The sequence below is a fragment of the Fusibacter tunisiensis genome, assembly GCF_016908355.1.
GTDB classification, from domain to species: domain Bacteria; phylum Bacillota; class Clostridia; order Peptostreptococcales; family Acidaminobacteraceae; genus Fusibacter_D; species Fusibacter_D tunisiensis.
The window spans coordinates 22,110-42,911 of sequence record NZ_JAFBDT010000006.1 but is presented as its reverse complement, the minus strand read 5'-3'; the positions used below and the strand labels follow the sequence as shown (position 1 = coordinate 42,911).

The window sequence follows — 20,802 nt, the reverse complement described above, 5'->3', positions numbered from 1 at the left end:
TAATGACACCATAAAAGGGGGTGTGGTTATGAATCATACTAGAAAATTCAGTGTTGAGGATTATTTGGAGCAAGGTGGCCGTAAAGAACTTCTTTTATATGTGTTTACAGCTCTAGAAGAAAAAGGATATAATCCCATTAACCAATTGGTAGGGTATTTGCTAACTGGAGACCCGACTTATATTACCACTTACAATGACGCACGAACTATGATAAAAAAAGTTGAACGCGATGAGATTTTGGAAGAATTAATTACACATTATATCGAGTGTAACAAAAAATGATTTACACACAACTTGGGAAAACAGGTATTGAGGTTTCAAAAATAGCTTTCGGAAGTTTGACCATGGGCCCTCTTCAACGGAATATGTCTGCTGAAGAGGGTGCATTTCTAATTGAATATGCCTTTCATGAAAAAGGCATTAATTTCCTAGATACAGCCGAATTGTATGAAACATATCCACACGTGGCATTGGCACTTAAAAACATTCCACGAAAAGCATATCGGATTGCTTCAAAAAGTTATGCCTATTCGCGTGAAACCGCAAAACGAAGTTTCGAAACTGCTCTTGAAGCCCTACAGACGGATTACCTAGATCTATTTATGTTACATGAACAAGTGGATGAATGGACATTTAGGGGCCATTATGAGGCAGTTGACTATTTTATGGAAATGAAGGAAAAAGGGGTGTTAAAATCTTTTGGCATATCAACCCATTATATTTCAGGTGTTCGTGCAGCAATAAAATTTCCTGAAATTGATGTGGTACATCCCATTGTAAATAAAAAAGGCCTTGGCATTTTGGATGGTGGTATTGATGAAATGGCTCAGGCGCTGATGACCTATAAAGCCCGGGGTGGCGGCGTGTTTGGTATGAAACCTCTTGGTGGTGGAAATCTCTTAAATTCTATTGATGAGAATTTTGAGTTTGTGCTTTCACGGCCTTATTTGGACGCGATTGCATTTGGGATGCAAAGTACAGATGAGATTGATTATAACGTAGCAAAAATTATGGGCGATCCGATAGATGAACAGTTGAAGCGTAGACTTAAAGGGCGCAATAAGTCACTACAAATTGCAGATTGGTGTATAAAGTGTGGTGCTTGTGTTGAAAAATGCGACCATAAGGCCTTAAGTCTAACTGAAGCAGGCATTGTGATTGACCATTCAAAATGTGTTTTGTGCGGCTATTGTGCTTCGGTGTGTCCGGAATTTTGTATAAAAGTGTATTAATAGTTGTTATCAATTGCAAATTAAGGTATACTGGAGGATAGAATTATGCGTATCATGGGATTGGATGTAGGCGATAAAACAATTGGAATAGCAATTAGTGATGCGCTTCAAATTACGGCTCAAGGTAAGGAAACACTTTTTAGAGAATCTCTAAAATCAGATATTGATCAGTTGGTTCAGTGGATTGTATCGTATGAAGTCCACAAAATCGTTGTGGGGTTGCCATTGAATATGAATGGATCATTGGGGCCTCAAGGTGAAAAAACAAAACAATTTGCAGAAAAACTTGAGAAAAAACTTAAGCATTCTACGAGAATTACAGAACCTGTGGAAATCGTTTATTGGGATGAACGTTTAACAACTCTTGGCGCAAATCGAATGCTTATAGAAACAGATATGCGTCGGGAAAAACGAAAAAAAGTTGTTGATACAGTAGCGGCGGTCTTAATTCTGCAGGGTTATTTAGATGGAAATCGAGAAGCTTAACATACAAAGTAAGAGGTGACTTATGAAAAAGGAAGAAAATTTATTTGAGGTTGTTTATAATAATGACCAAGACCATGAACACGTTCATGATGATGTCGTGGAGTTGTTTGATGAAAATGGAAATCCAGTACAGTTTAATATAATTGCAAACTTGGAACTGGATGCGGTAGAATATGCAATTTTATCAAATGTTGATGACGAAGAAGAAGTGCTTATTTTTAAAGTAACTGAAGAAGATGAAGGCTTTGTGTTTGAAAGCATTGAAGATGAAGCAACTCTTGATGCTGTCATTGAAGCCTATAATGAGTTGTTGGATGAGTTTGAAAACGAAGAGTAGCGCTCTGTGATAGGTTTATATGTGTTAAAATGAAATAAAAGAAATAAAAAGAAAGTGCCGAGGTGTTTATATGAGTTCATGTCATGATGATTATAAGAAAAAACTGAAAGAGGCGGGGTATAAACTTACGCCACAGAGAATTGCCATCATTAATGTCATATCAGAAAATAAAGGTGAGCACCTAAGTACTGAAGAAATATATGATATTGTGAAACAAAGAAATCCAGAAATGGGACTTGCAACTGTGTATAGAACGCTTCAAATGTTGGATGAACTTGAGGTGGTTTCTTCCCTTAACTTAGAGGATGGGTGTACACGGTATGAACTTTATTGTGATGATGGCGCCCATAACCACCATCACTTAATCTGCACAAAATGTGGCGCAGTTATTGAAGTTGAAGGTGACCTTCTGGATGAACTTGAAGATAAGATTGAAAAAGATTATAATTTCGAAATTCTCGATCATAAATTAAAGTTCTATGGAATATGTAGCAAATGTAAAAACCTTGTGTAACAACAGGGTTTGTTTTTCGTATTTGCTAAGTCACAAGTTCTTTGTTGTAGGATCTTATTACGTTTGGCAAGATCGGACAATATTTTAAGCCGAACAATTAAACAAAGAGGTGTTAAAATGACAAATCAAAATCAAAATCAAAATCAGCCCAAGCATAAGGGCAATCAATTTAAGCGTCGTAAAAAACCGGCGCAATCAAACAAGACAAATGAGCAAACACATTCGACGACTGAGTTGCTTAAAATCATTCCGTTGGGTGGAATGAATGAAATTGGCAAGAATATGACAGTTTATCAATACAAAGATGATATTTTTGTTATGGATTGCGGGATGGCGTTCCCAGAAGAAGACTTGTTGGGCATTGATGTTGTAATCCCTGACTTTACCTATTTGAAGCGAAATGCAAATAAAATAAAAGGCATCATTCTGACGCATGGACATGAAGACCACATAGGTGCATTACCGTATGTTTTAAAAGAAATAGATGCGCCAATCTACGGAACACGGCTAACACTTGGTCTTGTGGAAAACAAGATGAAAGAGCACCGTTTAAAGCCAAAGATGATTACCATTGTTCCTGGACAAGTTATCAGACTTGGCGCTTTTGAAATAGAGCCGATAAGGGTTTGTCACAGTATTGCAGATGCAGTGGCTTATGCGGTAACAAGTCCGATGGGCACAGTTGTTCACACTGGAGACTTTAAAATTGATTATACGCCAATAGATGGACAAAAAACGGACCTACATCGATTTGCCGAACTTGGACAAGCAGGTGTTTTGGCGCTCCTTGCAGATAGTACCAATGTGGTGCGTGAAGGCTATACAATGTCCGAAAGCACGGTTGGAGATACGTTTGAAGAAATATTTAGGCATGCAAGTAGCCGTATTATTGTCGCTTCTTTTGCATCAAATATTCACAGAGTACAGCAAATCATTAATGCTGCGGCCATGAACAACCGTAAAGTTGCTTTTTCAGGAAGAAGCATGGTCAATGTTACAAGTGTGGCCTTGGAACTTGGTTATTTAAAAGTGCCATCAGATACAATCATTGAAATTCGAGATATTGACAGATACCCTGAAAATGAATTGGTTGTTGTTACGACAGGGTCACAAGGTGAGCCAATGAGCGCACTTACACGTATGGCGAATTCAGAGCACAGACAAATGGAAATACAAAAAGGTGATCTTGTAATTTTGTCTTCATCTCCAATTCCAGGAAATGAAAAATCTGTTTATAAAGTGATCAATCAGTTGATTAAAAAAGGTGCAAAGGTTATTTATGAATCTTTAGCCGATGTACATGTATCAGGTCATGCAAAACAAGAAGAACTTAAATTGATTCATACCCTGGTAAAGCCCAAGTATTTTATGCCAGTTCATGGGGAGTATGTTCATTTAGACCGACATAGACAACTGGCGCTTGATTTGGGAATGCAAGACAAAAACATTTTCATAATGAGCAATGGCACAACAATGGAGTTTGATCAAAATGGCGCCAGATTTGGAAAATCTGTTCCAGCAGGTCGCGTATTTATTGATGGCTTAGGTGTTGGAGATGTTGGAAATATAGTGTTAAGAGACCGAAAACATTTATCGGAAGATGGCTTAATTATAGTTGTCGTCGCCATATCCAGTTCCACAGGCGAACTGATTAACGGACCGGATCTTATTTCAAGAGGCTTTGTTTATGTAAGGGAGTCAGAAGCCTTAATGGAAGGCGCTAAAAATGTCATTGAAGAGGAACTCAAAAAATGTTTTGACAAGAATATTAAGGATTGGGCTTCGTTGAAGTCTTCAGTTAAAGATACTTTAAGTCAGTACATTTATCAGAGCACAAAGAGATCTCCTATGATTCTGCCTGTTTTTATGGAAGTTTAGAAATGAGGTAAACTGATGAAGCGATTCATTTATATTATGGCCATCCTAGTGGTGGCCTTTTCTTTGAGCGGATGCGCTGCGGTACTTGAAAAATATTTTACACCTGTTGATCCAGAGAGCACTGAAGAATTGGTTGTAGAAATCCCTTCTGGATCCACAACAACAACTATAGGGACAGTTTTGTTTGATGAAGGATTGATTCAAAATGTCAATGCTTTTAAAGCGAAGGTAAGGCTCATGGAAGTTGATGGCAAAATGATGGCAGGAACGTACAAATTGTCACCTTCTATGGATGTTGAAACAATTATTGAGAAATTGGTTTCTGGAGAAACTTATGTTGAAACCTTTAAAATCACCATCCCTGAAGGGTATGAAGTTAGACAAATTGTTGATCTTTTAGCATCAAAAAACCAAATCGATCCAGATGCGTTTATTGAAGTGTTAAAAACACATCCGTTTGATTACAAATTTCTGGAAGGTGTTGATCGGTCCAACTTGTTAGAAGGATTTTTATTTCCTGATACCTATGAGTTTAAGAAGGGGGCAACTGAAGTTGAAATTGTAACCCGGATGTTAAACCGATTTGATTCTGTTTTTCAAGAAGCATATTATGTGCGCTCGGAAGAACTTAACATGACTGTTGAAGAGTTGGTGACGCTTGCGTCGATTGTTGAACGTGAAGCGATGGTTGATTCGGAGTTTAAATTGGTTTCAAGTGTATTCCATAACAGAATAAAAAAAGAATGGTTGCTCGAGTCGTGCGCCACAGTGCAGTATGTTCTACAAGAGCGTAAGCCAGTTCTTTCAATTGCTGATACTGAAATTGAAAGCCCTTATAATACGTATCTAAATGTTGGATTGCCACCTGCGCCCATTGCTTCGCCAGGGAAACGTGCACTGGAGGCTGCTCTTTATCCAGAAGAGACTTCCTATCTTTTCTTTGTGACCAAGGAAACAAATGATGGCAGTCATTACTTCAATGAGACGTATGAGGAACACTTGAGAGATGCTAGAAGGAGCAACTGATGACTCAAAAATCAAATATAGTAGACACTTATGTTGAAAAGTATATTCGATCTTTACTCCCGAAGTCTGATGGATTGCTGGCTGAACTAGAGACTTATGCTGAAATGCATCACATACCCATTGTGCATCCTGAAGTTGCTCAACATCTAAAGGTCTTAATTCAAATTCAAAAACCCAATCGTATTTTGGAAATCGGAACTGCGATTGGATATTCGGCGGCACTAATGGCGCTTGGGATGACAGGCGGACGTATTGAAACCATTGAACTTAAAGAAGAAATGATTGAAAAGGCCAAAGAAACATTTGAAAAATTAGAGTCTCCTGTAGATATTATTCAACATCAGGGGGATGCACAGATGGTCCTAAAAGAGATTGAAGGCACCTTTGATTTGATTTTTATTGATGCTTCAAAGGGCCACTATCAAACTTTTTTTGATTTGGCGCTTCCCAAACTGAGGCCTGGCGGCATTATTGTATCAGACAATGTGCTTTATAAGGGAATGGTTGCGACGGATGCCTATTTGGTTAAACGAAAAATAACCATTGTTAAGCGCATGCGTCGATTTTTAGCGTATATTTCTGACAAGCCAAATATTGAAACCACGATATTGCCACTTGGAGATGGGTTGGCAATTACTTATAAGAAGGAGGCCGTGAATCGGGCATGAAAAAAATTGAACTCCTTGCTCCGGCAGGTGATTTAGAAAAATTGAAATTTGCAATTTTATATGGTGCAGATGCTGTTTATATTGGTGGTGAAGTTTTTGGACTTAGAGCTGCTGCAAGGAACTTTTCTTTTGAGGACATGGAAGCGGGTATAGAATTTGCACATAGCCGTGGTAAGAAAGTTTTTTTAACTTTGAATATCATTCCACACAATGAAGACATTCATTATTTGGAATCTTATATTGAGACTGTGGGGCAAATGGGATTTGATGCATTTATATTATCAGATCCCGGCACACTGATGTATGTTCGGAAAGTGGCGCCAGATGTAGAGGTTCATTTAAGTACTCAAGCCAATAACACCAATTACATGAGTGCCCAATTTTGGCATGAACAGGGTGTGAAAAGAGTTATTTTGGCGAGAGAATTATCGTTAGAAGAAATATCGGAAATAAGAAAAAACACCCCAATGACACTTGAGTTGGAAGCCTTTATTCACGGGGCAATGTGTATTTCTTATTCTGGAAGATGTTTAATCAGCAATTATATGACAGGTCGAGATGCAAATCGAGGTGCTTGTGCCCAACCTTGTCGTTGGGAATACGAGTTGGTGGAAAAATCCAGACCTGATTCAGCTTACCCTATTGTTGAAACAGAGGCAGGGTCTTTTTTCTTTAACTCAAAGGATTTGTGCATGATTGGTGGAATTCCAGAACTTATGGCTTCTGGGCTGGACAGTTTAAAAATTGAAGGCCGGATGAAAAGTGTTTATTATGTGGCAAATGTGGTAAGAGCATATCGTAAAGCTATTGACGCGTTTTATGAAGACCCACAAGGGTATGTCTATCAGCCGGAATGGTATGATGAGATTAGAAAGGTATCGCATAGAGAATTTACAACTGGCTTTTATTATGGAAAAGCGGATGCAGAGTCACAATTATATGGGTCAAGCGCTTATATTAGGTCTTATGATTTTATTGGCGTTGTAAAGTCTTATGATCCAGAAAAAAAAGTGGCTTTAATCGAGCAGAGAAACAACTTTAAAGTTGGAGATGCCATTGAAATTATTGGTCCGAATTATTTTTATCACGAACAAACGGTTGACAAAATGTATGATGCACAAGGAAATGCCATTGAGGTGGCACCGCATGCACAGCAGTTGATTCAAGTTCCTATGGATCAGCCTGTTGATTCATATTTTATATTAAGAAAGGCAAAGGAGAAGGTAAATGGTTAAACCGATAGTAATTGGGGTTTCTGGAGGAACTGGTTCTGGGAAAAGTACTGTGGCACAGGCCATATTCAAGTCGTTACCAGATGAGAATATTCTGATTTTAGAACAGGATGCTTATTATAAAGATCAGAGTCATTTGTCTTTTGAAGAGCGGATTAAAACCAACTATGACCATCCATTGGCTTTCGATACAGATTTGTTGATAGAACATATTAAACAGTTATGTGATTTACAGCCAATTCAAAAGCCAATTTACAACTTTTCAAATCACAATAGAGAAGCGGAAGCAATTTTGGTGCACCCACGTGAAATTATTATTATTGAAGGCATTATGATTCTTGAAGATGAGCGTCTTAGAGATTTGATGGACATTAAAATTTTTGTAGACACAGATGCGGATGTTAGGATTATTCGAAGAATCACAAGAGATATTAATGAGCGTGGGCGAACGTTGGAATCGGTTATAGATCAGTATTTGACAACTGTAAAACCAGCCCATGAACAATTTATTGAACCCATGAAAAAATATGCAGATATTATTATCCCTGAAGGGGGTTATAATAAAGTTGCCATAGATTTGATGACAACTAAAGTCATGTCAATTATAAATGCCGGAGGTTTATAATGGAGTTGTTCCATGATTAATCAATTGATTCGAACTGGTGTGAATAAAGGGGCCACAACAATCCACATTGTCCCAGGGGCAAGACCGGTATTTCGGGTAAATGGAGAAGCTGTCACTATGATGTCAGATGCTGTTATGCGGCATGACGATGTTGTGGAAACATTAAATGCACTTTTTTCTGAATCACAGTGGGAAACTTTGAAGCGTGAGGATGCCCTAAGCTTTGGCTATTCTGTTCCAGAACTTGGACGGTTTAGAATTACGGTTGTAAAACAAAGGGGTTCTTTTGCCTTGGCGATTCGAATCTTAAAACTTAATATTCCAGACCAGGATGTTTTAGGATTAAACGCAACACTCTATACGCTAGTAGAACGTACAAGAGGACTTTTGCTTGTGGGGAGTGCATCTGGAATGGGAAAATCAACAACCATAGCTTCCTTGGTACAGTTCATCAATCGGTCCAAGCAGTGCGTGATTATGATGCTTGAGTCGCCTGTAGACTATTTGATCAGACATGATCAAGCAATTGTAATACAAAGAGATGTTGGGACAGATTGCGTGTCTTTTGAACAAGGCCTACAAGATGCCTTGCTTCAAGATGTGGATGTTGTTGTGATTTCTAATTTAGAGACGGAGGCAGCTAAAGATCTTGCACTTAAAATTGCTGAGTCTGGGAAATTGGTTATTGCAGGTGTTTCAGCCATAAACACAGTTTCAGTTTTAGATAATTTTATATATTCAGATCAAGAACAACGCCGGAATAGTCGAAAGCATAAGCTTGCAACCTTATTGCTAGGCGTGTTTACCCAACAGTTGGTTCCTGAGATTGCAAATGATGAACGCGTACTGGCTTATGAACTTCTGCTGATGAATTCTGTGGTTCGATCTCATATTATAGGTGAGAATATATCGGAAATCCACAACACCTTAATTGCAGGACGGCGTCAGGGCATGATGGCTATGGACTACAGTTTATTTGAACTGTATCAAAAACAGTTGATTTCTCGAGAAACTCTACAGACGTTTTGTTTTGATTCTGAACTGATAGCGAGATTAGAAAGATCATTATAATGAAAGAGAAAATATTTCTTATAGGAATGATGGGGGCTGGCAAAACTTCAGTAGGAAAGTGGTTGTCAAGGGAACTGAATGTCCCGTTTTTTGATACAGACGCCATGATTGAGACCCAACTTGGGATGTCTATTGCTGAGATTTTCAACAAGTGGGGCGAAGTGTATTTCAGGAAGTTAGAGCGAGAAATTCTTCAAACGTTTCGAGATAAAACAAAGTGCGTTGTATCAACTGGAGGGGGCATAGTTTTAGCTGAGGAAAACAGACAATTTCTTCGATCAAATGGGCGAGTTGTTTTTCTTCAAGCGGGCTCTGAAACGATTTCAAAACGTCTTCAAGGGGATGATACGCGCCCTTTATTAAAAGAACTTTCAATTGAAACATTAATTGAGCAAAGAAAAAAACTTTATGAAACGACCGCTCATTTTAATATTTTGACGGATGCAGACTCTATTTCTGAAATTGGTAGGCGGATATTGACAAAACTTTAATTTTTCAAGTATAATAAATGATGGTCTATAATTGAAAATTTTTGGAGGTTATGAATGATTGCTGCGAGTGATTTTAGAAAAGGCGTTACATTTGAAATAAACGGCGAACCTGTGGTTGTTGTAGATTTTCAACACGTTAAGCCTGGTAAAGGGGCTGCTTTTGTTAGAACGAAATACAAGAGTCTTTTAGCGGGAACGATTAGAGAACAAGCGTTTAACCCATCGGAAAAATTCCCTAGAGCGCATATAGAGACTAAAGAGATGCAATACCTTTATAACGAAGGGGACTTGTATTATTTCATGGATAATGAAACATATGATCAAATTCCGCTTTCAGCAGAACAAGTTGAAGATGCGATTTTGTATATTAAAGAAAATGACAATGCAACTCTAAAATTTTACAAAGACAAATGCTTTTTAGTTGAGCCACCTAATTTTGTCGTTTTAACTGTTGTTGAAGCTGAACCGGGTGTTAAAGGGGATACAGCAACAAATGTTACAAAAAAAGCAAAAGTGGAAACCGGCGCTGAAATATATGTGCCTACATTTGTAAATGAGGGTGATCGCGTAAAAATCGACACACGAACTGGAGAGTATTTGTCACGTTCAAATGATTAAAACAGATTTTCTGTTTTGATAAAACCCACTTAAGGAGGAAAACACATGAGCTATATGCACGAGAGGGTATCCTATCTCAAGGGATTGGCTGACGGTATGGAAGTGGACAAGGAAACTAAAGAAGGTAAATTGTTGCTTCAAATCATCGATATTCTTGAAGATTTTGCTGAAGAAGTTGAAGAGATTTACGATGAACTGGATGACTTAGGCGATGCAATCGTCGAGTTGGACGATTATGTGGATTCCATTGACGAAGATTTATCTGACTTGGAAGATGAATTTTACGAAGACGATTTTGAGGCGGATGAATTTGACTCTGAAATGGATGATTATGAAGAAGTTGAATGTCCTGAATGTGGGGAAATCATCTATGTAGATGGCAGTTTGATCGACAAGGAAGATGAGATTCAATGTCCATCTTGTGGCGTGATAATTGAATTTACAGATGATTGCGAGTGTTGTGGCGAAGAAGATTGCGAGTGCTGTGAAGACGAAAATTAATTTATGTTGTTATCTTGGACCCTGTCGTGTGCACCTACAAGACAGGGTCTTCAGATTTGTTTGTACTGAGGGTTTATGTTTGATATAATGTCAGTATATAACGAATGATTTAGGAGGCTTTTATGGCTGAAAATATGACAATTGATTCATTGAAGCATGGAAAAGTTAACATAGCGGATGATGTAATTGGTGTTATTGCTTCCATTGCTGCATCTGAAATTGGGGGAATTAAGGGCCTTAGTGGCACCATTTCAGAAGAAGTCATGGAAATGATGGGCAAAAAGAATTACCACAAAGGTGTTCAAGTTGAAATGATGGGAAACTTGGCAACTATTAATTTAAGTGTTGTAATGGATTATGGTACAAAAATTGATGAAACGGCTGTTTTGGTTCAAGAAAACGTTAAAACAGCTATTGAGTCTATGACAGGGGTATCTGTTAATGCTGTAAATATAACTGTTGAGGGCATCACTACTAAAAAAGAAGTATAATAGAGTGAAAAGCGACTGGCTTCTTGCGAAGTTGGTCATTTTCATGTAAGGAGGCTACATGAATCGCGCAAGAAGTCGTGAGGTGGCAATGGAAATTATGTATCAACTTGAAATACACAAAGCGTATGATCAGATAACCATGGCGTCACTACTCAGTCACTATGAAGAAATTTTAGACCTTGATTATGTAAATGGTCTTGTGAATAAATGGATAGAGAACCGAGAAACAGTGGAAAGTAAAATTTCAGAACATTTAAAGGGCTGGAAAATAGAAAGGCTTGCTAGAATTGATTTGGCAATATTAAGATTAGGCGTTACTGAGATGCTTTATGTTGAAAACGTTCCCAATAAGGTAAGCGTTAACGAGGCTGTTAATTTAGCGAAGAAGTATGTAGATGAAAAATCTGGCAAGTTTGTAAATGGTGTTTTGAGTCACTTTGTTGAAAACAAATAAGAGGTAGTCAATGATTCTTGGAATCGATACGAGTTGCTATACGACATCAATGTGTGTGGTAGATTCTGCAACAGGGGATATTGTTTTTGAGGAAAATAGAATCTTGAAAGTCAAGGAAGGAGCCCGTGGACTGCGACAGTCTGATGGCTTTTTTCAACATACGCACAATTTGCCTGAAATTTTTGCACGTTTAGGAAAATCCGTGAATGTACAAGATATTGAGGCCATAGGGGTAAGTACAATGCCTCGAAATGCACAAGAGTCTTATATGCCTGTATTTCATGCGGGGTTACTGTTTGCAAAAACTTTAGCCACTGCCTTAGAGTTGCCTATTTATGAGACGTCACATCAAGATGGACATGTTATGGCGGCGCTTGCCACCTGTGGCATTGAACAATTTCCACAGTCTTTTATGACCATGCACCTTTCAGGGGGCACAACCGAACTGCTCCATGTGTTTTTAGAGGGTGAAGGATTTGATATTAAAAAAGTAGGTGAATCACTGGATATCAGTTTTGGCCAGTTGGTGGATCGGTTAGGGGTTAAGATGGGATTCCCATTTCCAAGTGGCGTTCACATGGACCAATGTGGCATGCTATCAGAATCTAAAGCGCATTTTAAAGTCGCTTTTAAATTCCATTATGATTATAATATCTCTGGTCTTGAGAATAAATATATGAAACTATTGAACACATCTTCTAACAGCGAGGTGTGTCGGCATATCTTCAATACACTTGGTTATATGATTGAAAAGTGGATTGATGAAGCCTGCAAAGGATTGCCTGTTATCATTGCTGGGGGTGTGGCATCTAATTCCCATATAAAAGCCATGCTGTCTCATAAGTCCAATGTCTATTTTGCAAAAGCAAAGTATGCAAGAGACAACGCTTATGGGGTTGCTGAATTGACGAGAAGACACGTAAGAGGTGTAAAGAATAGTGATTAAAATGAAAGCCTATACAGTTACAGAAATCAATAGATATCTTAAACGGTTAGTGATGGCAGATCCTATACTAAATCATGTAAGTGTTGAAGGTGAAATTTCAAACTTTACCAGACATACCAGTGGACATTGTTATTTTACCCTTAAAGATGAAAGCTCTAGAATTTCTTGTGTTTTATTCGCACGAAATTTTGCAGCACATCATAAGACTTTAAAAAATGGCGATAAGGTCCACGCAAAGGGTCAAATTTCAATTTATGAACGTGATGGAAAGTATCAACTGTATGTCGCAGAAATTGAAAATATTGGTCTTGGGGCCCTGTACGCGCAATTTGAAGCTCTAAAACTCAAATTGGCCCAAATGGGTTATTTTGATGAAAAGCTTAAGAAAAAGATTCCTGAAATGCCGTCTAATATTGGCGTAATCACGTCGCCAACTGGTGCTGCAATTCAAGATATAAAATCAGTGGCAACGAGGCGTGCGGCTTATTCCAAACTCTTTATATACCCAGTTCGGGTACAAGGTGAATTTTCTTCGCATGAAATTGTAAAGGCAATTCAATACTTTAATCAAAAATATCCTGTAGATGTTATCCTATTGGCACGAGGTGGGGGTTCTATTGAAGAACTCTGGAGTTTCAACGAAGAAATTGTAGCACAGGCAATATTTGAGTCTAGAATACCAATTATTACAGGTATTGGACATGAAACGGATTACACAATCAGTGATTTTGTGTCTGACTTAAGAGCACCAACACCTTCAGCAGCAGCAGAAGTAGCCGTAAAATCAAAAGATGAAATTCAAATCGTGATCAATAAGACTTTGCAGAATATGGCCCTTAACGTAAACCAACGCGTGGCATTGATGCGGCTTAAATTGGACAGGTTCTCGGAAAAAGCCTTGATAAAATCTTGCTATTCTCAAATGGACAGTATGAAAGATCAAATAAATAGACTTGGAAAATCCAACCAGCAAACGGTTAAAGCGAATTTGTCGCTTAAGAAGTCAAATTTACTGGGTATGGGAAATATGTTGCAATCGTTAAGCCCCTTAAACACTTTAGAGAGAGGCTATGGAATTGTTCAAAAAGAAGGCGGTCTAGCGCTTGCAAAAAATATACACCCGGGGGATCAATTAAATATTCGATTGACAGATGGTATTCTAGAGGCCAATGTTTTGAACGTTCAATTGCTCGGAGATGAAGGAGGCAACAATGGCAACAAAAAAAATTAAATTTGAAGCTCAACTGAAGCGATTGCAAGAGATTTCAACTCAACTGGAAGACGGGGATTTACCTTTAGATGAAATGCTGAAGGCCTTCGAAGAAGGGATTAAGACTTACCGTTCTTGCAATGCACTTTTAGAGGAAACTGAAGCTAAGATACAGATGTTGATTTCGGATGATCAGGAGTTGTCGTCATGACCTATGAAGTTGAATTGAGAAAACGCATTGATTTGTTTGAAAAGCAAATTGAAACTAAATTGGGACTTGCCAAAGAAACACCCGCAGAAAAGAGAATTTATGAGGCCATGACTTATGCATTAAATGCTGGTGGAAAGAGGCTTCGGCCTATATTGCTGTTGGAAATTGCAACACAGTATGATGTCCCTTATGAAACGGCTTATCCATTTGCACTTGCCCTAGAAATGATTCACACGTATTCTTTGATTCATGACGATCTGCCCTGTATGGATGACGATGCATTAAGGCGTGGGAAACCCACTTGTCATATTAAATTTGGTGAGGCAGTTGCTGTGCTTGCTGGAGATGGCTTATTAAACTATGCGTCAGAAATTATGTTGGAAGCAATTATAAATCAAGAGTTTCAAAGATGTGGTGTTCTGGCAATGAATGCCATCTTGAAAGCATCGGGACCAAGTGGTATGATATTAGGGCAAGTGGCAGATATGACGTATGCTGAACAAAACATGCGTCATATTGATCTGGATTATATTAACCATTTGAAGACTGGCAAACTCTTAACGGCTGCTCTTGTAGCAGGCGCTCTTTTGGGCAATGCACCCAAATGTGACGTTGAAAAATTTAAAAAAATTGGTGAAGATGTTGGGCTTATGTTTCAAATGGTAGATGATCTTTTAGACATAAAAGGCAATTCAGAGAAAATGGGAAAAGAAACGCAAATGGATCAAAAAAATAAAAAAATCACCTATCCAGTTCTCATGGGAATTTTGGAGACAGAAACCCACATTTCAACTTTAAAAGAAACGATATTGCGACAGATTGAAGACTTAAGACTGAAATCGGATTTTCTGGTTGAGACGGTGAAGTTTCTTTCTGTAAGAGAGTATTGATTGGAGGCTGTATGCGCATTAACGCATTGTTGGATAATAAAGTTCTTATAGCGGCCTTTATCGCTTGGTTTATTGCACAATTTTTAAAAGTATTGATTACTTTTGTCATTGAAAAAGAGTTTAGATTTGAACGGTTACATGGCTCTGGTGGCATGCCAAGTTCTCATACCTCTACAATTGTTGCTGCATCAACTGCTATAGGCCTTTTGGAAGGTTGGGAGACCCCCTTTTATGGCCTGAGTCTAATTATGGCATTTATTGTAATGTATGACGCTTCAGGCGTTCGACGTTCTGTGGGGAAGCAAGCTAAGATTATAAATGATATTATCAAGGACATCTATAAACACAAACATTTGGAGGAAGAACACTTAAAAGAACTTGTTGGACATAAACCCACTGAAGTTGCAGTGGGGGCAATCTTAGGTATTATTATTGCAAATTTGGTCGTTTAAGACCTTTTGAGGCGCAGTATTCTAGTCAGAAAATCCAATCCTGAAGGCGGGGCTAAAAATTCGCTAAAGGGCACATCGATGAAGTTCCTGGTTTTTGCTTGAAACGCCCAGTTTCGGGTTGAAGTTGGGAGTAAGGGTAAGGGGGCAAGCTACAATGGCATGTAGAAATTGACCCTCAGCCTGTGGAGACTCGTTTTTACGAGATTAAACCTGCATGTGGTCGAAAGGCTTAGTGCAGAGTAGCCTGCCTTGAGTGGTGGTGGTAGACGATGGTTTAGGCGTTCTGGAATCGGCCAATTCCAGGATGCCATTTGCCACTCCAAACCTTCGCTGCAAAAGAGGCTAGGGATTGTGTGGACTGTTGAGGAAAGCTCCTAGACTGTATTCGGTCGATTGGGGATTGAAGTGTGGACTAAGTGGTAATTCAGTCTTGTATATGGTGACATTACAAAGTTGATTTTAATGGGAAACTACTATTTTGGCGACAAAATAGCAATCAATTGGGAAATCCTACTGAACCTAAGCCGCAGAATTAATCCAATCGGCCGCCTCAGATATACATAAACTTATTGTATTGGTGGTAAAATGAAAAGTAATATTAAAATTAATAAAAAATGGATCTTTCATACGTTTATCATGACATTTGGTTTAGCAGTTCTTTTTAGTATTATATCTGAACTGTTAATTCGTAATGTCAATATTTTTGTGGCGGTCTTACTCTTGCTCACCATTATTTTTATTGGTGTTTTTTTTGATGCTATTGGAATCGCAGTTGCTGCAGCTGATGAAAAACCGTTTCATGCCATGGCTGCATCAAAAGTTAAGAGCGCCAAGTATTCCATCAAACTCATAAAAAACGCATCTAGGGTGTCGAATTTTTGTAATGATGTTATTGGAGACATTGCTGGAATCATTAGTGGAACAACGATTGGTATCATAGTGGGCTTTTTTAATCAATATGATTTAGGTGAAATGACACAAGCATATCTTGCAATTGTTTTTAGTGGTATAGTTGCAGCGCTTACAGTTGGTGGGAAAGCAATTGGAAAAGAAATTGCAATTTCAAAATCTAAAGAGGTGTTGATATTAACAGGTAGAGTTGTATATGCATTTTCTTTGATTTTTAGTTTAGAGACTTATAAACATTTACCACCTTTTAGAAAGGAATAAATATGTATAAATATTTGGATGGCATTAAAGGGCCTCAGGATATTAAAACGTTATCTATAGATGAACTTAAAGTTTTGGCTTATGAAATTAGACATTTTTTAGTGGATTCTGTTTCGAAAACAGGTGGCCATATGGCTTCGAATTTGGGGGTTGTGGAACTAACCATTGCCTTGCATTATGTATTTGATAGTCCTAAAGATCATATGATTTGGGATGTAAGCCATCAGTCTTATGTTCACAAATTGCTGACGGGTCGCAAATCAGAATTTTCATCACTAAGACAACTTGGTGGGCTTAGCGGCTTTACGAAAAGATCAGAGTCTGAACACGATAAATTTGATACGGGACATAGCAGTACATCCATATCTGCGGGACTTGGCATAGCCATGGCTCGGGATTTAAAACATGAAACGTATGATGTCGTCTCTATTATTGGAGATGGTGCAATGACAGGTGGCATGGCTTTTGAGGCGATGAATCATTTGGGACATTCTGCTGTGAATCTAAAATTGATTTTAAATGACAATGAAATGTCAATTTCTGAAAACGTGGGTGGTCTGTCAAGAGCTTTAAATCGATTAAGAACAAATCAAACCTACTTTTCACTTAAAGGGATAACAAAAGGAAAATTGTCAAAAGTACCTTCTGTGGGTGACCCTATGGTTCGGTTTATTAGTCGATTAAAAGGTGGCCTAAAGTATTATCTTGTAAAAAACGGCCAATTTTTTGAAGACCTTGGAATTACCTATATAGGCCCTGTTGATGGCCATGATTTAGAAGCCCTAATTGCGCATTTAAAGATGATTCAAAAAACAAAAGAACCCGTTTTGCTCCATGTGTTAACACAAAAAGGAAAAGGATACGCTTTTGCTGAGCAGCACCCGAATCGTTACCATGGTGTTGGTCGTTTTGATTCGGCTAAGGTTATCGAAGCGGTTGAAAAAGAGGATTATTCAAAAGTATTTGGAGATACGCTGGTTGAATTGGCAACACACAACAGTAAGATTGTAGCCATAAGTGCCGCAATGATAGAAGGAACGGGACTCTCTAACTTTAGAAGACTTTTTCCAAAACGTATTTTTGATGTGGGCATTTCGGAACAACATGCTGTCACATTGGGTGCTGGGATGGCGACGCAAGGCGTAAAACCTTATATTGCCATCTATTCTACCTTTTTTCAGCGTGCCTATGATCAAATTATCCACGATGTGTGTATTCAAAATTTACCAGTTGTTTTTTGCATAGACCGAGCTGGAATTGTAGGAAATGATGGGGAGACGCATCATGGAATTTTTGACATTTCCTATTTAAATGCAATTCCAAATTTGAAAATTTTGTCCCCAAAAGATGGGAATGAGCTTAGAAACATGCTCACTTATTCGGCACAGTATTTTGAGGGCCCAATTGCCATTAGATACCCTAGGGGGATGGCGAATTTTTCCACACCTGTTTCGTCTGAAGGGTGGGAACCGGAAGTCATGATGACTGGAGAAAAGATTGCAGTTATTGCAACAGGGAAAATGAGTTTAATTGCACTTGAAGCGTCACAGAGGGTTGCAAGTGAAATTGGATTTTCACCGACAGTGATTCATGTTCCACAAATTAAACCAATGGCACATGATCTGTTGGAAAGTTTAGTCGCTGGACATAAATATATTATAACTGTGGAAGACCATACTGTTATTGGTGGCTTTGGTGATGCGGTTTTACGAGGCTTATCTGGGAAGATAAATAATGCTCTAACTTACCGAATTGGGTATAAAGATGAATTCATTGAGCAGGGGGATGTTTCAGACCTTCTAAGATTTCACGGACTAGATGCGGAAGGGATTGCAAAACAGATAAAAGAGGTGCTGAATGGCTAAAGAAAGAATAGATGTACTTCTTGTTGAAAAGTTTAACATTGAATCGAGAGAAAAAGCACAGAAACACATTATGGCAGGACTTGTGTTTGTGAATCAAATGCGTGTGGACAAGCCGGGAACCAAAGTTGATGTTGAATCTGTGATAGAGATCAAAGGCAATCCGATTCCCTATGTGAGTCGAGGCGGGCTAAAACTAGAAAAAGCCATTGACCTTTATGGCTTGAATCTTAAGGGTAAAGTTTGTATGGATATTGGTGCATCAACAGGTGGCTTTACCGATTGTATGCTTCAAAATGGCGCATCACATGTGTTTTCAATTGATGTGGGTTATGGTCAACTGGATTGGAAATTAAGAAATCACCCTCAAGTTACCAACATGGAACGGACGAATATCCGGTATGTTACATCAGAACAAATCAACAAGCAAGTGGATTTTATAAGCATTGATGTTTCTTTTATATCGCTATCACTTGTTTTGCCGGTTGCCTATGAACTTTTGGAAGAGGAAGGTGAAATTGTATTTTTAATCAAGCCTCAATTTGAAGCGGGTAGGGCCTATACAAAAAAGAGTGGGGTTATAAGGGATTCTAAAGTCCATGAACTCGTGATTGACAAAGTTTTGACATTTGCTGCATCTGCTGGTTTTTGTGTAAAAGACATTACGTTTTCACCTATAAAAGGGCCTAAAGGAAACATTGAATTTTTGGCGTATGGGAAAAAGACTCGTGTTTGTGATGACGCTTTTAACGGCGTAAAAAAATTGGTTAATGAGGCTCACGGCCAATTGCATGACTAAAACAATAGATTGAAGGAACGTATGGATTTTTTAAAAAAACTTTTAAAATTGTATATGATCTTTTTTAAAGTTGGCATTCTCACAATTGGCGGTGGGTATGCTATGTTGCCTATTTTAGAGCGTGAACTGGCGGAAGACAAAAACCTTCTAGATATGGAATCTATTCTTGAAAGTTATTCGCTTTCCCAAACGTTACCTGGCGTGGTTGCGTCAAACGCCTCCACTATGATTGGCTATAAACTTTATGGCATTCCAGGTGCAGTTGCAGCAGCACTCGGGGTTATTACACCTTCAATTATCATTATAACTTTTATCGCAATCGCTTATAAGAGGATTGGGCATTTGGAGGTTGTTCAAAAGATTTTCAGAGGGATTCGTGTGGTTGTTCTTGCCCTATTACTCGATTCGTTTACACGTTTGTTTAAAATGGCAGTTTTTGATAAAAAAACATTTGCAGTTATGGTTTTAGCATTTGGTGTTGTTTTTTTTGATTTGGTGTCACCCCTACTTGTAATTGTTATTGGTGCTTTTTTTGGCATTTATGCATATAGAGAGCGGGTGGGGTCATGAAACTCATCTTTTTTTTATTTGAATTCCTAAAAATCGGATTGTTTACATATGGCGGTGGCTTGGCGATGATCCCGATTCTTAGAGACATTTCTATTGAAAATGCATGGCTAACGGACAGTCATTTTACAGATTTGATTGCCATTTCTCAGTCAACACCTGGTCCCATTGCAATTAATATGGCAACCTATATTGGGTATAGGGAATTTGGTGTTTTAGGTGCACTTCTGGCATCAATTGTAATCATTGCACCTGCATTTATATTGGCAATATTATTGGGAAAATTTCTTTCAAAGTTTAACAGACATCCTGCTGTACAAGCTGCATTTGTAGGACTTAAAGCCACAGTAATTGGACTTGTGGGCACATCAGTGCTCCAGGTAGCTTTAGTTTCTCTTTATCACGGAGATGGGGGCGTTATTTATAGGCCATTAGAAGGAATTGACTTAAAAGCGCTTTTGATGTTTGGTGTTTTTTATTTATTGATTCGAAAATATCAAAAACATCCTCTTTTTTATATTGCAATGGGAGGCGTAATCAGTCTAGTCTTTTTTTAGAGAGATAATATTTTACTAAAATTTAATAGTATACTATAATAAGAGTGTTGGGGAGGGAAAAGTATGAAGTACACCAGGCATTCAAAAATTTTGGAAATCATTGAAAAAATGGATATTGAAACACAAGAAGAATTAGCACTGGAATTGCAACAATCTGGATTTAAGGTAACACAGGCAACAGTATCTAGAGATATTAAAGAGATGCGTTTGATTAAAGTTTTAACCAAAGATGGCCGTTATAAATACGCGTCAACAAAAGAAAAAGAAGGCGTTGTCAATGATCGGTTTTTGAAGATATTCAGAAATTCTATAACTTCAATTGATTATGCTGGAAATATTATTGTCGTGAAAACGCTTGTGGGATCTGCCGGTGGTGCAGCGGTTGCAATTGATGCATTTAATTTTAAAGAAATCGTCGGTAGTATTGCGGGAGATGACACCATTTTTTTATTGATTAAGGATGAATTGAAGCGTGACGAAATTATGAACCGTTTTAAGGAATTGCTTTCATAA

The 20,802-nt window shown here is 38.2% G+C and carries 27 protein-coding genes; all 27 read left to right on the top strand.

Going from position 1 to position 20,802, the window contains the following annotated elements:
* Nucleotides 1–28 precede the first annotated feature (28 nt).
* The 27 genes from JOC49_RS05495 (at nt 29) to JOC49_RS05365 (ending at nt 20,802) form a co-directional block, all read left to right on the top strand.
* Nucleotides 29–283 carry an IreB family regulatory phosphoprotein gene (locus JOC49_RS05495; protein WP_204663228.1) on the top strand — a complete coding sequence of 85 codons (255 nt, stop codon included), beginning with the start codon at nt 29–31 and terminating at the stop codon, nt 281–283.
* The gene (locus JOC49_RS05490) at nt 280–1,233 is read left to right on the top strand and encodes an aldo/keto reductase (protein ID WP_204663226.1); all 954 of its coding nucleotides are present in this window, start codon (nt 280–282) and stop codon (nt 1,231–1,233) included. Before JOC49_RS05495 ends, JOC49_RS05490 begins: the two co-directional genes overlap by 4 nt.
* Nucleotides 1,234–1,278: 45 nt before the next feature.
* Nucleotides 1,279–1,719, top strand: a complete 441-nt coding sequence (gene ruvX, locus JOC49_RS05485) for a Holliday junction resolvase RuvX (protein ID WP_204663224.1) — start codon at nt 1,279–1,281, stop codon at nt 1,717–1,719.
* 22 nt (nt 1,720–1,741) lie between these two features.
* A complete protein-coding gene (locus tag JOC49_RS05480) occupies nt 1,742–2,056 on the top strand; it encodes a DUF1292 domain-containing protein (protein ID WP_204663222.1) in 315 nt (104 codons plus the stop codon).
* Nucleotides 2,057–2,126: 70 nt separating this feature from the next.
* Nucleotides 2,127–2,570: a Fur family transcriptional regulator gene (locus tag JOC49_RS05475; RefSeq protein ID WP_204663220.1), complete on the top strand. Its 444-nt coding sequence runs from the start codon at nt 2,127–2,129 to the stop codon at nt 2,568–2,570.
* A gap of 117 nt (nt 2,571–2,687) precedes the next feature.
* Nucleotides 2,688–4,448 carry a ribonuclease J gene (locus tag JOC49_RS05470; protein ID WP_204663218.1) on the top strand — a complete coding sequence of 587 codons (1,761 nt, stop codon included), beginning with the start codon at nt 2,688–2,690 and terminating at the stop codon, nt 4,446–4,448.
* 15 nt (nt 4,449–4,463) lie between these two features.
* Nucleotides 4,464–5,474, top strand: coding sequence for an endolytic transglycosylase MltG (gene mltG / locus JOC49_RS05465; RefSeq protein ID WP_204663216.1), 1,011 nt, complete (start codon nt 4,464–4,466; stop codon nt 5,472–5,474).
* Entirely contained in the window at nt 5,474–6,142 is a 669-nt protein-coding gene (locus JOC49_RS05460) for an O-methyltransferase (RefSeq protein WP_204663214.1), read from the top strand. Before mltG ends, JOC49_RS05460 begins: the two co-directional genes overlap by 1 nt.
* Nucleotides 6,139–7,377: a peptidase U32 family protein gene (locus JOC49_RS05455; RefSeq protein ID WP_204663212.1), complete on the top strand. Its 1,239-nt coding sequence runs from the start codon at nt 6,139–6,141 to the stop codon at nt 7,375–7,377. Before JOC49_RS05460 ends, JOC49_RS05455 begins: the two co-directional genes overlap by 4 nt.
* Nucleotides 7,370–7,999, top strand: a complete 630-nt coding sequence (gene udk, locus JOC49_RS05450; RefSeq protein WP_204663210.1) for a uridine kinase — start codon at nt 7,370–7,372, stop codon at nt 7,997–7,999. The genes JOC49_RS05455 and udk overlap by 8 nt, the downstream gene beginning before the upstream one ends.
* Before the next feature lie 12 nt (nt 8,000–8,011).
* Nucleotides 8,012–9,070, top strand: a complete 1,059-nt coding sequence (locus JOC49_RS05445; protein ID WP_204663209.1) for a type IV pilus twitching motility protein PilT — start codon at nt 8,012–8,014, stop codon at nt 9,068–9,070.
* Nucleotides 9,070–9,561 (top strand): shikimate kinase, encoded by a 492-nt coding sequence (locus JOC49_RS05440; protein WP_204663207.1) that lies wholly within the window; start codon nt 9,070–9,072, stop codon nt 9,559–9,561. Before JOC49_RS05445 ends, JOC49_RS05440 begins: the two co-directional genes overlap by 1 nt.
* 54 nt (nt 9,562–9,615) lie before the next feature.
* Nucleotides 9,616–10,179 carry an elongation factor P gene (efp, locus tag JOC49_RS05435; protein ID WP_204663205.1) on the top strand — a complete coding sequence of 188 codons (564 nt, stop codon included), beginning with the start codon at nt 9,616–9,618 and terminating at the stop codon, nt 10,177–10,179.
* Between the two features lie 45 nt (nt 10,180–10,224).
* Nucleotides 10,225–10,680: a CD1247 N-terminal domain-containing protein gene (locus tag JOC49_RS05430; protein ID WP_204663203.1), complete on the top strand. Its 456-nt coding sequence runs from the start codon at nt 10,225–10,227 to the stop codon at nt 10,678–10,680.
* A 122-nt stretch (nt 10,681–10,802) separates the two neighbouring features.
* The gene (locus JOC49_RS05425; protein WP_243423612.1) at nt 10,803–11,171 is read left to right on the top strand and encodes an Asp23/Gls24 family envelope stress response protein; all 369 of its coding nucleotides are present in this window, start codon (nt 10,803–10,805) and stop codon (nt 11,169–11,171) included.
* A 58-nt stretch (nt 11,172–11,229) separates the two neighbouring features.
* Nucleotides 11,230–11,625 (top strand): transcription antitermination factor NusB, encoded by a 396-nt coding sequence (gene nusB / locus JOC49_RS05420; RefSeq protein ID WP_204663201.1) that lies wholly within the window; start codon nt 11,230–11,232, stop codon nt 11,623–11,625.
* A gap of 10 nt (nt 11,626–11,635) precedes the next feature.
* Nucleotides 11,636–12,571, top strand: a complete 936-nt coding sequence (locus JOC49_RS05415) for a tRNA (adenosine(37)-N6)-threonylcarbamoyltransferase complex transferase subunit TsaD (RefSeq protein ID WP_204663199.1) — start codon at nt 11,636–11,638, stop codon at nt 12,569–12,571.
* A 1-nt stretch (nt 12,572) separates the two neighbouring features.
* Entirely contained in the window at nt 12,573–13,802 is a 1,230-nt protein-coding gene (gene xseA, locus JOC49_RS05410) for an exodeoxyribonuclease VII large subunit (protein ID WP_243423618.1), read from the top strand.
* Nucleotides 13,783–13,992: an exodeoxyribonuclease VII small subunit gene (xseB, locus tag JOC49_RS05405; protein WP_204663195.1), complete on the top strand. Its 210-nt coding sequence runs from the start codon at nt 13,783–13,785 to the stop codon at nt 13,990–13,992. Before xseA ends, xseB begins: the two co-directional genes overlap by 20 nt.
* On the top strand, nt 13,989–14,882 hold the full coding sequence (locus JOC49_RS05400; RefSeq protein ID WP_204663193.1) for a polyprenyl synthetase family protein: 894 nt from the start codon (nt 13,989–13,991) through the stop codon (nt 14,880–14,882). Before xseB ends, JOC49_RS05400 begins: the two co-directional genes overlap by 4 nt.
* Nucleotides 14,883–14,893: 11 nt before the next feature.
* Nucleotides 14,894–15,334, top strand: a complete 441-nt coding sequence (locus JOC49_RS05395) for a divergent PAP2 family protein (RefSeq protein ID WP_204663191.1) — start codon at nt 14,894–14,896, stop codon at nt 15,332–15,334.
* A gap of 585 nt (nt 15,335–15,919) precedes the next feature.
* On the top strand, nt 15,920–16,504 hold the full coding sequence (locus JOC49_RS05390) for a hypothetical protein (protein WP_204663189.1): 585 nt from the start codon (nt 15,920–15,922) through the stop codon (nt 16,502–16,504).
* A gap of 2 nt (nt 16,505–16,506) precedes the next feature.
* On the top strand, nt 16,507–18,369 hold the full coding sequence (dxs, locus tag JOC49_RS05385; RefSeq protein WP_204663187.1) for a 1-deoxy-D-xylulose-5-phosphate synthase: 1,863 nt from the start codon (nt 16,507–16,509) through the stop codon (nt 18,367–18,369).
* Nucleotides 18,362–19,165, top strand: a complete 804-nt coding sequence (locus JOC49_RS05380) for a TlyA family RNA methyltransferase (protein ID WP_204663185.1) — start codon at nt 18,362–18,364, stop codon at nt 19,163–19,165. The genes dxs and JOC49_RS05380 overlap by 8 nt, the downstream gene beginning before the upstream one ends.
* Before the next feature lie 21 nt (nt 19,166–19,186).
* Complete coding sequence (locus JOC49_RS05375) at nt 19,187–19,735, top strand: chromate transporter (protein WP_204663183.1); 549 nt, start codon at nt 19,187–19,189, stop codon at nt 19,733–19,735.
* Nucleotides 19,732–20,289: a chromate transporter gene (locus JOC49_RS05370; RefSeq protein WP_204663181.1), complete on the top strand. Its 558-nt coding sequence runs from the start codon at nt 19,732–19,734 to the stop codon at nt 20,287–20,289. Before JOC49_RS05375 ends, JOC49_RS05370 begins: the two co-directional genes overlap by 4 nt.
* A gap of 63 nt (nt 20,290–20,352) precedes the next feature.
* Nucleotides 20,353–20,802 carry an arginine repressor gene (locus tag JOC49_RS05365; protein WP_204663179.1) on the top strand — a complete coding sequence of 150 codons (450 nt, stop codon included), beginning with the start codon at nt 20,353–20,355 and terminating at the stop codon, nt 20,800–20,802.